Source organism: Acinetobacter sp. V116_7 (assembly GCF_056735735.1).
In genome coordinates this window covers 290,519-306,210 of record NZ_JBWZIF010000011.1, presented here as the reverse complement: position 1 = coordinate 306,210, position 15,692 = coordinate 290,519, and the positions used below count along the sequence as shown (strand labels likewise).

General features: G+C 39.6%; 16 protein-coding genes and 1 pseudogene. 9 read left to right on the top strand and 8 right to left on the bottom strand.

Annotated elements, in window-relative coordinates; translation table 11 throughout:
* Positions 1-23: 23 nt before the first annotated feature.
* The 4 genes and pseudogenes from AC1PJP_RS02160 to AC1PJP_RS02145 all read right to left on the bottom strand — a co-directional run.
* The gene (locus AC1PJP_RS02160) at positions 24-1,028 is read right to left on the bottom strand and encodes an LLM class flavin-dependent oxidoreductase (RefSeq protein WP_151767639.1); all 1,005 of its coding nucleotides are present in this window, start codon (positions 1,026-1,028) and stop codon (positions 24-26) included.
* A gap of 133 nt (positions 1,029-1,161) precedes the next feature.
* Complete coding sequence (locus AC1PJP_RS02155; RefSeq protein ID WP_005306723.1) at positions 1,162-1,677, bottom strand: glycine zipper domain-containing protein; 516 nt, start codon at positions 1,675-1,677, stop codon at positions 1,162-1,164.
* A gap of 237 nt (positions 1,678-1,914) precedes the next feature.
* A complete protein-coding gene (locus AC1PJP_RS02150) occupies positions 1,915-2,334 on the bottom strand; it encodes a glycine zipper domain-containing protein (RefSeq protein ID WP_005306721.1) in 420 nt (139 codons plus the stop codon).
* Positions 2,335-2,530: 196 nt separating this feature from the next.
* Positions 2,531-2,635, bottom strand: a pseudogene (locus AC1PJP_RS02145) (LysR family transcriptional regulator); the annotation flags it as partial.
* A 181-nt stretch (positions 2,636-2,816) separates the two neighbouring features.
* Here AC1PJP_RS02145 and prfA point away from each other — a divergent pair.
* Together prfA and prmC are read left to right on the top strand one after the other, a co-directional pair.
* Complete coding sequence (gene prfA / locus AC1PJP_RS02140) at positions 2,817-3,905, top strand: peptide chain release factor 1 (RefSeq protein ID WP_151821854.1); 1,089 nt, start codon at positions 2,817-2,819, stop codon at positions 3,903-3,905.
* Positions 3,905-4,720, top strand: a complete 816-nt coding sequence (gene prmC / locus AC1PJP_RS02135) for a peptide chain release factor N(5)-glutamine methyltransferase (RefSeq protein ID WP_151828089.1) — start codon at positions 3,905-3,907, stop codon at positions 4,718-4,720. Before prfA ends, prmC begins: the two co-directional genes overlap by 1 nt.
* Before the next feature lie 2 nt (positions 4,721-4,722).
* On the opposite strand, the gene AC1PJP_RS02130 is transcribed toward prmC, so the two are convergent.
* From AC1PJP_RS02130 to AC1PJP_RS02120, 3 genes are all read right to left on the bottom strand, one after another.
* Complete coding sequence (locus AC1PJP_RS02130; RefSeq protein ID WP_199987758.1) at positions 4,723-5,562, bottom strand: ABC transporter permease; 840 nt, start codon at positions 5,560-5,562, stop codon at positions 4,723-4,725.
* A 3-nt stretch (positions 5,563-5,565) separates the two neighbouring features.
* Entirely contained in the window at positions 5,566-6,540 is a 975-nt protein-coding gene (locus AC1PJP_RS02125; protein ID WP_199987757.1) for an aliphatic sulfonate ABC transporter substrate-binding protein, read from the bottom strand.
* Between the two features lie 241 nt (positions 6,541-6,781).
* A complete protein-coding gene (locus tag AC1PJP_RS02120) occupies positions 6,782-7,810 on the bottom strand; it encodes an AraC family transcriptional regulator (RefSeq protein WP_199987756.1) in 1,029 nt (342 codons plus the stop codon).
* 169 nt (positions 7,811-7,979) lie between these two features.
* Here AC1PJP_RS02120 and AC1PJP_RS02115 point away from each other — a divergent pair, with 169 nt between their 5' ends.
* Complete coding sequence (locus AC1PJP_RS02115) at positions 7,980-8,750, top strand: 3-hydroxyacyl-CoA dehydrogenase (RefSeq protein ID WP_199987755.1); 771 nt, start codon at positions 7,980-7,982, stop codon at positions 8,748-8,750.
* Positions 8,751-8,769: 19 nt separating this feature from the next.
* Complete coding sequence (locus tag AC1PJP_RS02110; protein WP_479766446.1) at positions 8,770-9,906, top strand: acyl-CoA dehydrogenase family protein; 1,137 nt, start codon at positions 8,770-8,772, stop codon at positions 9,904-9,906.
* A 139-nt stretch (positions 9,907-10,045) separates the two neighbouring features.
* Here AC1PJP_RS02110 and AC1PJP_RS02105 read toward each other — a convergent pair whose 3' ends face one another.
* The gene (locus AC1PJP_RS02105) at positions 10,046-10,624 is read right to left on the bottom strand and encodes a flavin reductase family protein (RefSeq protein ID WP_151827445.1); all 579 of its coding nucleotides are present in this window, start codon (positions 10,622-10,624) and stop codon (positions 10,046-10,048) included.
* Positions 10,625-10,798: 174 nt separating this feature from the next.
* On the opposite strand from AC1PJP_RS02105, the gene AC1PJP_RS02100 reads away from it, so the two are divergent.
* From AC1PJP_RS02100 to kdpA, 5 genes are all read left to right on the top strand, one after another.
* On the top strand, positions 10,799-11,575 hold the full coding sequence (locus AC1PJP_RS02100) for a HesA/MoeB/ThiF family protein (protein ID WP_144731468.1): 777 nt from the start codon (positions 10,799-10,801) through the stop codon (positions 11,573-11,575).
* 58 nt (positions 11,576-11,633) lie between these two features.
* Complete coding sequence (locus AC1PJP_RS02095) at positions 11,634-12,932, top strand: ABC1 kinase family protein (RefSeq protein WP_005306693.1); 1,299 nt, start codon at positions 11,634-11,636, stop codon at positions 12,930-12,932.
* Between the two features lie 15 nt (positions 12,933-12,947).
* Positions 12,948-13,328 carry a dihydroneopterin aldolase gene (gene folB / locus AC1PJP_RS02090; protein WP_198308471.1) on the top strand — a complete coding sequence of 127 codons (381 nt, stop codon included), beginning with the start codon at positions 12,948-12,950 and terminating at the stop codon, positions 13,326-13,328.
* Positions 13,285-13,722: a 2-amino-4-hydroxy-6-hydroxymethyldihydropteridine diphosphokinase gene (locus tag AC1PJP_RS02085; RefSeq protein ID WP_198308472.1), complete on the top strand. Its 438-nt coding sequence runs from the start codon at positions 13,285-13,287 to the stop codon at positions 13,720-13,722. Before folB ends, AC1PJP_RS02085 begins: the two co-directional genes overlap by 44 nt.
* Positions 13,723-13,980: 258 nt before the next feature.
* On the top strand, positions 13,981-15,690 hold the full coding sequence (gene kdpA, locus AC1PJP_RS02080) for a potassium-transporting ATPase subunit KdpA (RefSeq protein WP_479766445.1): 1,710 nt from the start codon (positions 13,981-13,983) through the stop codon (positions 15,688-15,690).
* Positions 15,691-15,692 lie beyond the last annotated feature (2 nt).

The following is a 15,692-nucleotide window of genomic DNA, read 5'->3' as shown; positions in this document are numbered from 1 at the left end:
AGTATGGGCATGCAAAGCGGAGTTTAATGTTCTGTTTTTACATTCATTAGTTGTGTAAAGCTTTCTAAACGTTTAGCTGTATCGTATATATCGCATGTGAAAATAAATTCATCAACATCGTATGTCGCTAAAAGTTTTTGTAAACCAGAGCGAACTGTATCTACAGAACCAATTTGCGCCATTGCATAGAAGTTCTCAACAGAAAGCTGTTCTGCTGTATTCCATAATCCCTGCATTGATTCAACCGGCGGCTTAAGCTTTAAACTTTCGCCACGAATTAAACCTAATACACGTTGGTACGCACTCGTTGCTAAGAACTGAGCTTCCTCATCTGTATCTGCCACAACAACAGGCACACCCATAGAAACATAAGGTTTATCTAAGTACTCAGAAGGCTCAAAGTTCTCTCGATAGAGCTGAATCGCTTGACCTAACATACGCGGTGCAAAATGAGAGGCAAATGAGTAAGGAAGTCCAAGTTTTGCCGCCAGTTGCGCACTAAAAAGACTAGACCCAAGTAACCAAACAGGAACATGGGTATTTTGGCCTGGCGTTGCAATAATCTTTTGTCCTGCCTGAGGGGCATCAAAATATTTTAGGATTTCGACAACATCTCTTGGAAACTGATCTTCTGTTTCTTGATGACCACGACGTAAAGCTCGCATGGTAAGTTGATCTGTACCAGGAGCACGGCCTAAGCCAAGTTCAATACGATTTGGATATAAAGTAGCTAGTGTTCCAAATTGTTCTGCGACAACTAAAGGAGCATGGTTAGGAAGCATAATGCCGCCGGAACCTAAACGAATATGCTGTGTATGAGCTGCAATAAAACCGAGTAAGACCGCTGTAGCAGAGCTCGCAATTCCATCCATGTTGTGATGTTCTGCAAGCCAGAAACGTTCATAACCTAATTTCTCTGCATGTTGTGCTAACTCTAATGCATGACGTAACGAAAATTCTATGGTTTTATCATTACGAATGGGAGCAAGTTCCAAAATTGAAAACTTGGTATCTTGAAGTGATCGCATGCGATATTCTCGAATAGGGGTATATCGAAATACTACGATATATGAGGGGTAATGTATATCGTTTTTTTTCGATATTAACTTTTATCTCTCAATAAAAAAGCACCCGAAGGTGCTCTTTTGTTTTATATGTGAATTAGCGATTTTTATACCAACCACGGTGTAAACCATTGTCATGACGGCGATGATGGCCACCTTTACTATAGTAACGACGGTCACCATCGTCATATCTACGATCATCTCGATCATAACGGCTACCACGATCATAGCGATCATCGTAGTTACGATCTTCAGAAACTTTACGACCTAGCGCTGAACCACCCGCAGCACCTACCGCTGCACCGATGTAACCACCGTTGGTACCGCCCATATTTTTACCGACGGTATAACCAGCACCACCACCTAAAGCACCACCAATGGCAGCTTCGGTACGATTGCGACGGTCACTCGCTGCCGCTGCACCACCAGCACCACCTAAAGCAGCACCAATTGTTGCGCCTGTTGTGCCGCCCATGCTTTTACCAATTGCTGTACCAACAACACTACCTAATGCAGAGGTTGCAGCAACACGAGTACCATTATCTGCATGTGCAACTGTCACCATAGACGATGTTGCAATTAATGCACTAGCTAACCAAATATTCATTTTCATCTTGCAACTCCATGTCCTTTTTACTGAGAAGGACAGTATTTTTATCTTGAGATAAATGTAATAAAAAATTTCGTGATAATTATGGAGAACCCCAAAGGAGATACGTTAGTTTTGTGTCTGTTTGTATGGTTTCTATTAATTTATGGATAAATCCTGAGCAAGCGAGAGGTTATGAATATTTATTGATCTTAATAAAAAAGCACCCGAAGGTGCTTAGAGACGTTTCATCAAATTTGATTAGTGATGACGACGGTGTTTTTTCTTCCAGTGTTTAGAAGAGCGATCATAATCGCGGTCTTTAGAAATTTTATTACCTAAAGCAGAACCACCCGCAGCACCTAAAGCAGCACCAATGTATCCACCGTTTGTACCACCCATGCTTTTACCAACAGTATAGCCAGCACCACCACCTAAACCACCGCCAATTGCAGATTCTGTACGGTGACGACGGTCACTTGCAACTGCTGCACCACCAGCACCACCTAAAGCAGCACCAATTGTTGCGCCAGATGTACCACCCATGCTTTTACCAATTGCAGTACCAGCAACACTACCTAAAGCAGAAGCAGCTGCTACATGTGTTGTGTTGTCAGCATGCGCTACAGTAACCATAGAAGTTGCTAAAACAGCACTACATAACCAAGCATTTAATTTCATTTTCTACTCCGTGTCCTTAGCAGCAGGACGCTATATCTTTTGTTACGGCAAATGTAACAAAACACGTTTCTCAAAATATGGAGAACCATCAATTCATTATTGTAGTTTAGTGTCTGGTTTGTATGTTTTCTATTAAAATAGAATATTTAATACCCATATAAATAAACATGAGTCTCATTTAATTTTAATGAGTTGATTACTCACAATCTGAACATGGAAAGTTGATTAAAGCTCTCGTGGCAAAAGACATATATTTATGTTGTGCATATAGTAAAGAGAAGAGACGTGAGTGACCTGCAAATCTCATCTAAAATCATTACATTGATAAGTCGCTATTTACAGTGAAAGTTGATGAATTGGCTGATTATATATGTCATTTAAGCGGCATAATCTGTAAACTATGCGCTATTTTTACGATTTTGCTTATCTTCTATTTATATAGCATTCGATAAGCTTTTTGGACTTTTGAGATATTTCCTCTTATGAAAGCGTCACTCCGTTTACGACTTGATCAACTCTGTGATCGACATGAAGAACTTACCGCGTTGCTTGCAGATGTGGAAGTCATCTCCGATAACAAACGTTTCCGTAAATTGTCTCGCGAACATAGTGATTTATCTGAAATTACCGAAGTTTGGGGCAAATACCGTCAAGCAGAAGACGACATTGAAACTGCTGAAATGATGAAGTCTGATCCTGACTTTAAAGATATGGCTGAAGAAGAAATTCAAGCAAATAAAGATTTGCTTGTCGAGTTAGAAAGCCAGCTCAATATTTTGATGATTCCAAAAGATCCAAATGACTCTAATGCAGCTTATTTAGAAATTCGCGCTGGAACGGGTGGTGACGAGGCTGCAATTTTCTCTGGTGACTTATTCCGTATGTACAGTAAATATGCCGAGACACAAAATTGGCGTATAGAAGTACTTTCTGAAAATGAAGGTGAGCATGGTGGCTTTAAAGAAGTCATTTGCCGTGTAGATGGTGATGGTGTTTATGGTCGCCTAAAATTTGAAAGTGGTGCGCATCGTGTACAGCGTGTGCCAGCAACTGAGTCACAAGGCCGTGTTCATACTTCAGCTTGTACAGTTGCAATCTTGCCTGAAATTGATGTTGATACTAACGTTGAAATTAACCCGGCAGATTTGCGTATTGATACTTACCGTGCCTCTGGTGCAGGTGGTCAGCACATTAACAAAACTGATTCGGCGGTACGTATTACCCACATTCCAACAGGTACAGTAGTTGAGTGCCAAGAAGAACGTTCACAGCATAAAAACAAAGCTAAAGCGATGGCATTGTTAGTATCGCGTTTAGAAAATGCTAAACGTGCAGCAGCAGATGCAGCGACTTCTGAAATGCGCCGTGATTTGGTCGGTTCTGGTGACCGTTCTGAACGTATCCGTACTTATAACTACCCACAAGGTCGTATGACTGACCACCGTATTAACCTAACTTTATATAAGTTAGACGCGATTATGGAAGGTGATTTAACTGAATTGCTTGATAGCTTACATCGTGAATATCAAGCAGATCAGCTTGCGATGCTTGCACAGGAAAATGGCGGCTAATGAATATTGCTCAAGCGCTTGCAATTCGTGGTGAGCCTGATAGTTATGAACGACAAGAAAATGCTTGGTTACTTGAGCATTTTCTAAAAATCAATTCGCTTGAATTAAAGTTTAGACTTGAGCAAGAGTTAACTACCCAACAAGAGAAAGATTATTTGGCTGGTCTTGAACGTATTCAAAAAGGTGAACCTTTAGCTTATGTAACGGGTTCACAGCCATTTTGGACGCTCGATTTAAAAGTAACATCTGATACTTTAGTGCCACGACCTGATACTGAAATTTTAGTTGAAACCGTTTTAAATCTAAATTTGCCAAATAATGCAAATATTGTGGATTTAGGAACGGGGACAGGTGCAATTGCGCTTGCGTTAGCGAGTGAACGTCTTGATTGGTTCGTCACAGCAACTGATATTTATGCACCTACTTTAGAAGTCGCAAAAGAAAATGCACTAGCTCATAATTTGCAACGTGTAAAATTCGCTTGTGGCGCTTGGTTTGAAGCACTAGAGCCACAAAAATTTGATTTAATTGTTTCTAATCCGCCGTATATCGACCCTGAAGATGAACACATGCAAGCTTTGGCAACAGAACCACGCCGTGCATTGGTTGCAGATCATCAGGGACTGGCTGATATTGAAATTATTATTGCTCAAGGAAAAAACTGGTTAAAACCTCAAGGCTGGATTGCACTAGAGCATGGTTATGATCAGGGGCAAGCTGTTCGAAATATATTTGCTGAGCATGGTTTTAGTGAGATTAAAACCATTCAAGACTATGGCCAAAATGATCGAGTCACTTTGGCATGCTGGATTTAAAATTACTTTTGTAGTGTATCCCGCCAACGTAATAACCAGTTTTCAATAAGTTTCATTAAGGTATCGGTTACTTTACCCAATAGGGCTAATAAAATAATTGCAATGATAACAATATCTGGGCGAGAGGTTTCTCGGCCATCACTGAGTAAATAGCCAACCCCTTGAGTAGCTGCAATCAGTTCAGCTGCAATCATAAACATCCAAGATAAGCTTAAACTGTTGCGTAAACCCGTTAAAATGCCCGGAGAGGCTGCCGGTAAAATAATAGATATAATCCGCTGAAAAGCATTAAGCCGATAAACTTTTCCAACTTCAATGAGCTTTCTATCTACATTATGAATTGCTGCAACTGTATTGGTATAGGTTGGAAAAAATGCTCCAATTGCAATAAGCGTAATTTTTGAACCCTCATCAATTCCTAACCAAAGTAATAGCAGTGGGATCCACGCAAGACTTGGAATTGATTTAATTGCTGAAAAAGTTGGTTCTAAATATGCTTCTGCCTCTTTACTTAATCCCACCCAAATCGCAAAAACTAAACCTAAACCGCTTCCTATAATAAAGCCCAACAGAACACGCCATGTACTAATATAAATGTGGGCAAATAGATCGCTATGAGCTAAATCTAAAAAAGATTGCCATAAACTAGAGGGTGCAGGCAGTAGATAAGCATCGATATAGCCATTTCTGACTAAAAATTCACAAGCCCCCAAAAAGATGAGTGGAATGAGTAGCGCTTTAAACCAACGTGTAAATTTATTATTTAAATGCTTTTTCTGCGATTTTAAAGCCTGCTGAGCTAAGAAATGATTTAGCTCAGCTTTGTTAAGTGAATCACTCATATACTATTTCACGACTTTTTGAGCAAAGCGAGGATCTAACAACTGATCAACCACTTGATTGACATTGGTACCTTTTCTAACCAAGTCTTCTTCTGTCAAAATTTTCCCAGAACGTTTTAGCGCTTGTGCTTGAGTTGCCGATGGAATGCTTTGATCAAAGTTGGTTCGGCTCAATTGTAGCTTAGCCACAGGTAGAGGGAGTTTTGATTCTTGAGCTAAAAGTGCTGCCACTTTATCTGGATTGGCTTTTGCCCATTTTCTAGCTTGTTCGTAGGCTTTAATAACTGCTTCAACCGCTTCAGGGCTTTGCTTTGCAAAGTCTTCTTTAACATTCAGTACGCTATAACTATTAAATGCCACATTACGATAAAGCAATTTGGCACCCGATTGAATTTGAGCTGAAGCCATTAAAGGATCAAGTCCAGCCCAAGCATCTACTTGACCGCGTTCTAATGCAGTTTTACCATCTGGGTGTTGTAAATGAACCAGCTGTACATCGCGTTTACTCAAGCCTACAGTGTCTAGCGCTTGTAGGGTAAATAAGAATGGATCGGTTCCTTTGGTGGCTGCAATTTTCTTTCCTTTTAAGTCTTTTAGACTTTTAATTGGTGAGTCTTTTGCGACAACAAGGGCGGTCCATTCCGGTTGGCTTTGTACGTAAACAGTTTTAATTGGACTACCATTTGCTCGGCTTAATACAGCTGCTAATCCAGCAGTAGAAGCAAAATCGATGCTGTTACTATTAAGGTATTCTAATGAGCGATTACTGCCTTGACTAAAAACCCATTTAATTTGAGTATTTGGAAGTGCTTTCTCAAGAAGTTTTTGATCCTTGACGACTAAACTGGTTGGTGCGTAGTAAGCATAATCAAGTTTAAGTGTAGTCGGAACTGCTGCAAAAGCAGATGAAGCAAATACAAACCCCAATGTTGATGCCAACAAAGTCTTTGATAAAGAAAATTTTGATTTTAAAGACATGATAAAAATAGAACCGAAATGAAATAAGAGATTATCCTTTCACGCGTTTGATGGCTTACAAACTTAGTTATTTTGATTTATAAATCAGATTGAAAGATAAAAGTTTAGATAAAATTATAAGTTGATGTTTTATAGTGATTATTAAGTTTTGAGGAATACACTTATCTGAAATATTGAATTTAAAAGACATAAATATCATAAGCTTAAGCTTCTATATCTCAAGCTTCGTTGAGTTTGTATTTTATTGCTTGTGTGCAGTTAAATTATCTCGATACGCACCTGGACTAACGCCAGTCCATTTTTTAAAAGCACGGTGAAAGGCGCTTGGATCTTGGAAACTTAAATCTTCACTAATATCTTGAATTGAATCATTAGTTTTACTTAAACGTTCAACCGCAATATCACAGCGGATTTCATTTTTAATTTGTTGATAACTGACTCCTTCATGTTTCAGACGGCGTTGAATGGTGGCTTCTGAAATATTGAGTTGTTTTGCAACATCTTTGAGTTCGGGCCATTGGGCGGGGTGGAGTTTCAATAAATGACGACGAATAAGAACGCTCAAGGCGTTTTCATTTTTAAAGCGAACTAAAAGATTTTGTGGAGTTTGTTCTAAAAAATCATGAAGCGCTTTTTTATCTTTTTTAATTTTAATATCTAAATAGTGAGCATCGAATTCAACTCGATTTATCTCGGCATTAAATTGAATATCTTCACCAAAACGTACGAGATAATCCTGAATATCGTTCGGTTTAGGACAACGTACTCTAATACTATTTAAGCCAATTCGTTGGTCTACTAACCAACACATAATTCCGTGTACTAATATTAAAAAGGTTGCATAGGTAAACATGCGTTTAGGTTGTTCACGATCATGAATCACCAAATAAGCTTTTTCTTGATCTCGTATTAATTCTCCGCGCATGTCATCAAGCACAAAGTTAAAAAACTTCAAAATATCGTAGAGGGCCTTTTCTAAAGTTTCGGCCGTACTGACAAGTTTAGTCAATAACTTATAGCTGCCACGACGCATAGGATGACTATCCATACCAAAAAACTCATCGTTCATGGCGTTGGCAAGCTCTATCCATAATTGGGCATATGTCGTAACAGGCACACGAGCCTTTGGAGACATCAGCAATTCAACGGGAATGCCTGCTTTATTTAGAATTATTTGTGTATTTAGGCCTTTGGCATAAGCTGCACTCAGTGCTTCATGTACTAGTGCAATCGAAATTGTGCCTTTACTTAAAGAAGATTGGACAACCATGTCAAAGACTCATATTTTCTTCATATATTTCAAGTGAAATATTTCATATTTAAAATTTGGATTGATCAAAAGCTGCAAGCATATTGAGGCTTTTTGAAATTGTATCGGAAAACAACAACTTTTACTCTCACAACTAAAGTTAAAGAACATTTTTATAGGATCGTAAATAATGAAAATTCAAGGGAAACATTTCGTGATTACAGGTGGTGGCTCTGGTTTAGGGGCTGCTACAGCTGAATATCTAGTGCAACAAGGCGCCTCTGTCACGTTGGTCGACATGAATGTAGAAGCAGGCGAGCAGCAAGTAAAACAATTAGGGCCAAAAGCTGACTTCGTAAAACTTGATGTAACCGATGAAGCTGCTGCTGAACAGTTCTTTAAAGATGTGTTAGTAAAACATGGCAGCTTGCATGGTTTGGTTAACTGTGCGGGTATTGGTCCTTCTGCAAAAGTAGTTGGCCGTGAAGGCGTACATGATTTGGGGCTATTTTCAAAAACACTGCAAATTAATGTCACAGGCACATTTAACATGCTGCGTTTTGCAGCAGATGCAATGAGTAAAAATACGGTTGAAGCAGGTGAAGAAGATCGTGGAATCATTGTTAACACTGCTTCCGTTGCAGCATTCGACGGTCAAATCGGTCAGGCTGCCTATTCAGCATCTAAAGGTGCTATTGTTGCCATGACATTGCCAATTGCTCGTGAGCTTGCGCGACATGCCATTCGTATTATGACCATTGCGCCAGGAATTATGGAAACTCCAATGCTTAAGGGCATGCCACAAAATGTGCAAGATGCTTTGGGACAAATGGTGCCATATCCATCGCGTTTAGGAAAACCCGAAGAATTTGCTCGTTTAGTTGGGCATATTGCTGAAAACTCATATTTAAATGGTGAAGTCATCCGTCTAGATGGTGCGATTCGTATGGCAGCAAAATAATAAAAATAAGGATGTTGAAATGATCTTAAATGCTGAACAAAGTATGGTTCAGGAGATGATGCGTAACTACTCGCAGAATCAGTTAAAACCAACAGCCGCACATCGCGATAAAACTCATGAATTTCCTGCTCAGGAATTAAAAGATTTAGGTGCACTAGGTGCTATGGGGATGACTGTTCCAAATGAATGGGGCGGTGCCGGAATAGACTATGTATCTTTGGTGCTTGCAATTGAAGAAATTGCCGCAGGTGATGGCGCTATTTCGACAATCGTCAGTGTTCAAAATTCATTGATTTGCGGTATTACGCTCGCGTACGGTTCAGAGCAGCAAAAACAAACCTATTTGCCAAAATTTGCATCTGGTGAATGGCTAGGATGTTTTTGTTTAACTGAACCTCATGTCGGTTCTGATGCGAGCGCGATTTTATGTAAAGCCGAGCGAGATGGTGACCATTGGGTTTTAAATGGCGTAAAACAATTTATTACCAGCGGTAAAAACGCCCAAGTGGCTTTGGTATTTGCGTTCACAGATAAACAAGCTGGCAAAAAAGGCATTTCGTGTTTTCTTGTGCCGACCAATACACAAGGTTACTTGGTGACTCGAATTGAAGACAAAATGGGCCAACATGCTTCGGACACTGCAACCATTACTCTCGAAAACTGCCGGATTCCTTTAGAAAATTTGGTGGGTCAAGAAGGTGAAGGTTATAAAATTGCATTATCTAATTTGGCAGCTGGACGTATTGGAATTGCCGCTCAATCTGTTGGAATGGCAAGAGCGGCTTTTGATGCAGCGGTGCAATATGCAAATGAGCGTAAAGCTTTTGGAGTCGAATTAGTTCAGCATCAGGCGGTTGGTTTCCGTTTAGCCGATATGGCGACCCAGATTGAAGCTGCGCATCAGTTGGTTTTGCATGCTGCAACTTTAAAAGACGCGGGGCTGCCTTGTTTAAAAGAAGCCTCGATGGCAAAGCTATTTGCATCAACAATGGCTGAGCGAGTTTGTTCAGATGCGATCCAGATTCATGGTGGCTATGGCTATGTCAGTGACTTCCCGGTTGAGAGAATTTATCGTGATGTTCGTGTAAGCCAGATTTATGAAGGCGCTTCTGATATTCAACGTTTGGTGATTGCTCGTGAAGTTGCTCAAGTTTAAATATGAAATTTTAAAAAATAGTCACTGACTGCAAAAGACCGCAATTATTATGCGGTCTTTTGCCATTGAGCAGAGATTTTCTAGGTTGAATTCGATTCAATACACTTCAAAAATTTAAATGAAACTCGCTTTTTGATGATTAAAGCTGAGCTTTGACTTCTTCACCAATTAAATAAAAGGTTCCTCCAGCAATATAATGCAGGCTTCGAAGTTCTTTCGGTGCATCTTGAAAATGCCAGTGCCCATCTCTAAAAACGCGACTATCTGCCCATGCGCCTACGACAGAACCAATAAATAAATCATGAACTGACTGATTATGGGGTTCTGGAATAAGTTTACAGACAAGCCATGCAATGCAACCTGATACAAGCGGGCTAGGAAGACCTTCTTGATAAAATAGTTCAACATCACAATGCTCAAGTTTTTGTGGATCATCCAACTTACTAATGGTTCCAAGTTGATGAGTCAGATCGAGCTGTGCATAGCAGGGAACTTGTAGTGTGAAATAACCACTTTGCTCAACGAGCTGTCGGGTTTTAGTACTTTTATCAAGAACCACGGACACTTTGGCTGGTTTGAACTCTAAGGCACATGCCCAAGCAGCAGCCATTACATTGCGGTCGTCTCCATGTTGTGCGGAAACAAGCACAGTTGGGCCATGATTTAATAAACGATAAGCTTTTTCTAACTCTACAGGTGCAATATATGATTGCGTCATATTTAGCCTAAGTAATAAAGAAAATAGATATTTCTATTGTTGCAGAAAGCTTAATAGATGCAATGTTGGTAAATAAGCTTTATTAGAATAAAAAAAGTTGTTTCTATTTTATAGCTTTCATAATAACGAACTTAGTCATAAAATCATTTCGCTTCTAAGTGAAAGGATTAACGCGTGACCGAGCTTCAAGATATCGATTTTGTAGAGTTAAGTGATGAAGAAATGCATCTCTATAGCCGCCAGATTTTACTTGATGGATGGGATATTGAAGCTCAGGAAAAACTCAAACTTGCTAATGTGCTGATTGTAGGTGCTGGTGGAATAGGCTGTAGCAGTGCAGAGCTACTTGCGCGAGCAGGGGTTGGGAAAATTACACTGATTGATGTAGATACGATTGAGATAAGTAATTTACAGCGTCAAATTGCATTTGGTCATGAAGATATCGGACGTTATAAAGCAGAAATTTTGGCTAAACGTTTACAGAAAATTAACCCTTATATCTGTGTTGAATACTATAACGAACGGTTAGACGAACATAACATTGATAGACTGGTTGAACACCAAGATGTGGTTTTAGATGGCTGTGATAATTTTACAACTCGCTATTTAGTAAATGCAGCTTGTAAGAAGCATCAGGTCGCACTAATTAGTGCTTCAGCAATTGGTTTTCAGGCACAAATGTTTATGGTTGAAGGAGATTCAGCTTGTTATGAATGTCTTTTTCCGAAAGAACAACATAGCAATGAAGGACTGCGCTGTGCAGAATCAGGGGTGCTTGCGACTACTCCTGTAATGATAGCGTCATTACAAGCACATCACACTTTGCTATATTTAGGTTTAAATCGTACACCTTTAAAGCAGAAACTATTATTGTGGGATGGTTTAAATATGACACAACGTATTGTTAGTTTTGATAAAGATGTAAATTGTCCACTTTGTCAGGCAAGCTAATCAGTAAATGAAACAAAATTTGCTACACTCAACCTGAATGATTTGGTTTTGAAGAAATATGAAAAAAAATATTTTGTTTGATGGATTACGTTCCGTCGCCCGCATTGGTGAAACAGCAGTGGTTGCGGCCAAAGCTGGAATTAAATACGCAACTGAAAAACCAAGTAATGCCAAACTCATGCGAGAGACTTTTGAGTCGCTTGGCTCAACTTATATTAAGCTTGGTCAGTTTATTGCGAGTACTCCATCGCTTTTCCCGCGAGAATATGTAGAAGAATTTCAAGGTTGTCTAGACCAGACACCAACACTCCCATTTAGTTATATTCAAGGTGTGCTTGCGTCTGAATTTGAAGGGCGTGATTTAAGCCAAATTTTTAGCTATATCGATGAAAAACCATTAGCTTCTGCTTCAATTGCTCAGGTTCATGCAGCTAAACTGACTACAGGTGAAGATGTCGTTATCAAAGTACAAAAGCCTGGCGTTGAAACCATTTTATATACAGACTTAAGTGTGGTGCATTGGGCTGCCAAGCTGCTTGAGCGTGCGGTACCAAAAATCAAATTTGCTGCTCTTTCCGAAATTGTTGATGAAATTAAAAGCCGTATGGTTCGTGAAGTGGATTTCATTGAAGAAGCACAAAACTTAGATGACTTTATTGAATATCTGAATATTTCACAAAACAAAGCTGCGACTGCACCTAAAGTTTATCATCAGTTTTCTACGCGCCGTGTCTTAACCATGCAACGCCTATACGGTGTGTCTTTGACAGACTTTAGTGTTGTAAAACAATATGCTAAAGATCCATCGCAAGTACTAATTACTGCCATGAATACATGGTTCGGTAGCCTCATGCTATGCAAGAGTTTCCATGCGGATTTACATGCTGGAAACCTAATGTTGCTTGAAGATGGTCGAATTGGTTTTATCGATTTCGGTATTGTCGGCCAGTTAAAGCCAGAAGTCTGGACAGCATGCATGGCCTTTATGGATGCATTGCAAAAAACTGATTATCAGGCAATGGCTGAAAATATGCTGAAAATGGGTATGACTCATAACAAAGTTGATGTTGATGTATTGGCACAAGATTTAGAGCGCTTGTTTAACGGCGTATTAATGTCTGACCCTCAACAAATTCTCGCTTCAAATCCAGCTGATTTAAACGACATTATGATGGATATGGTAGGAGTTGGTGAGCGCCACGGTATTAAATTCCCACGTGATTTTGCCTTGTTATTTAAGCAAATGCTTTATTTCGATCGTTTTATGCGCGTACTCGCACCATATACTGATATTTATGCAGACCAACGTTTGAAAATGGTTCAAAATATGGAACCTGCTTCGTTGTTAAAGCACTAAGGTCAGTTTAAATTTATGGATGCCATTATTATTGAAGGCTTGAAGGTTGAGACAGTGATTGGCTGTTTCAACTGGGAAAGACAAATCATTCAACCTTTAATGTTGGATTTAACCATCCATAATGATTTGAGCCGAGCTGCAGCGTCTGACAAGCTTGAGGACACACTCAACTATGCGCAGATTTGTGAGTTATCGGCTCAAACTATTCAACAAGCTAAACCTGAATTAATTGAACATGCAGCACATCTTGTTTTGAAATGTTTGTTTGAAACCTTTCCAACAATTGAAAAAATTACCATAACCATCCGTAAGCCCGCCATCATTGCAGAAGCTAATGCTGTAGGAATTCGTCTTGAACGCACCAGAAACAATTTTTGCGCTCGCCCTAGCGAGTAATTTAGACGCAGATCAGCACTTTACTTTTGCGTATACGCAATTAGCAACTTTGGGGAAAGTGCAGTTTTCATCTGTTTATCAAATTCCATGCCGAGATGGTATTGGAGATGATTATTGGAATTCAGCATGTCTATTAAATAGCACTTTATCGTGTGACCAAATTGAATCTTTTTTAAAGCAACTTGAGTCAGATTCTGGGCGTGTTCGTCCATCGCATCATATCTCATTAGATGTAGATTTGATTGCATGGGGAAGTGATCTGGACCATATGCAATTTAATTCTAAAAAATTACCTTTGGCACTTGATGTAAAAATTCCTTTATATGAACTTTGGCCTTGTGAAACCTTAAAGGCTGATAGCATGCTTTATCCAGTCGTTAATTTTAAAGTTTAAAGGCTTTCACACAAGATTTTACGCAAACTTTACGCGGTCTTTAATTTCCTCAATAGAGAATTTACGGACATTTTATCCATACTGAAATTCACTAAATTAGTGTTATTTCAGGACAATAAAGATGCTTATAAATTCTCAAATGTGCATCTTGCATCAGTCTGGCATTGTCTTATGCGGACTTAAAACAAATGATATTTCTTCATCTCTCCTTATTTCCAGTTTGGCAAATCAAGCCAAGGGGTATAGAGGAGAATAGCCATGTTAGAACTTATCCTTGTTTTATTTATTGCTATTTTTCTAGCATGGTGCCTCGGTAAATATCTATCCAAAGTGATGACAAATCAGCCGATGGCGGGCGATGGATTATTTCGCTGGATTGAAAATCCTGTTTATCGCTTGTTAGGTATATCTCCACAACAACAAATGAACTGGAAACAATATTCTCTAGCATTTGTTGTGAGCTGTGTTTTTCTAGCTATAGCCGTTTTTGCTATTTTTATGACACAAGCATGGCTACCATTAAATCCAAATCATGCACCAAATATGAGTTGGGATTTAGCATTACACACGGTTATTTCATTTTTAACTAATACCAATCAACAGCATTATTCTGGGCAAGCTCAATTATCTTATTTGTCGCAAATGACAGGTATTGTGGGCTTGCAAGTCATTACTCCAATGATGGGGCTGGCTTTGGTGGTCGCGACCTTAAGAGCTTTCTTTTATCAGCGCCCAAGCCATATTGCAGCCGATGTTGCCGAGCAACCAGATCAAATTTTAATTGGGAACTATTGGGCAGATGTAATTCGCCCTACAGTCCGATTCTTACTTCCGCTCTGTTTTGTCTGGTCTTTATTGCTCAACAGCCAAGGCGTACCAGCGACTTTCCAAGGCGGGCCAGAAGTACAGCTGATTGATAAAGCGAATACCATACAAACCCAAAAAATTCCTTTAGGTCCAGTTGCACCAATGGTAGCGATTAAGCAATTGGGTAGTAATGGTGGTGGTTGGTATGGTCCAAATAGTAGTGTGCCTTTAGAAAATCCAACACCGCTTTCTAATTTATTAGAAATGATTGCGATATTACTTATTCCACTTACCGTGATTTTTATGGTTGGGCATTTTACCCAGCGTAAAAAGTTTGCTTACTTTGTGTTTGGTAGCATGCTTTTCATGTCGATTATTTCAGGTGCGGCGGCTGTCTGGTCTGAGAGTATGTCATCGACAGCATCTCAACTTGCCGTAATGGACGGTAAAGAACAACGTTTTGGACCAGCTGCATCAGCAGTTTGGGCAGCGATCACTACGCAGGTGAATAACGGTTCGGTCAATATGATGCATGATTCTTCTGCGCCGCTTACTGGTTTAGTCGAACTCATTAACATGCTGATTAATGCCATTTGGGGTGGTGTGGGCTGTGGTCTGCAACAGTTTATGATTTATCTGTTACTCGCAGTATTTATTGCAGGTTTAATGACAGGTCGTACCCCTGAATTGTTTGGGCGCAAGATTGAAGCGGCAGAAATTAAGTTGCTCGCGATTATTATCTTGATTCAACCTTTAGTCATTCTTGCATTTACCGCATTAAGCCTCAGCATTCCAGGCATATCTGGAATTAGTAATCCGGGACCACATGGTATTAGCCAAGTGTTCTATGAATATGTCTCTGCATTTGCAAACAATGGTTCAGGTTTTGAAGGTCTTGGAGACAACACTGTATGGTGGAATGTCACTTGTAGTATTGCTCTTCTTTTAGGACGTTTCCCTACATTAATTTTGCCATTAATGATTGCGACACGTTTAGCAGCAAAAAGAAAAGCACCCGAAACAGCAGGAAGCCTCCAAGTTGAAACTCCAACTTTTGCCTTAACGCTGATCACGATTGTGGTGTTGCTTACCTTATTACAATTTATGCCAGTTCTTGTCCTTGGGCCAATTGCTGATCAACTTTTGTTGGTTAAAGGCTAAGG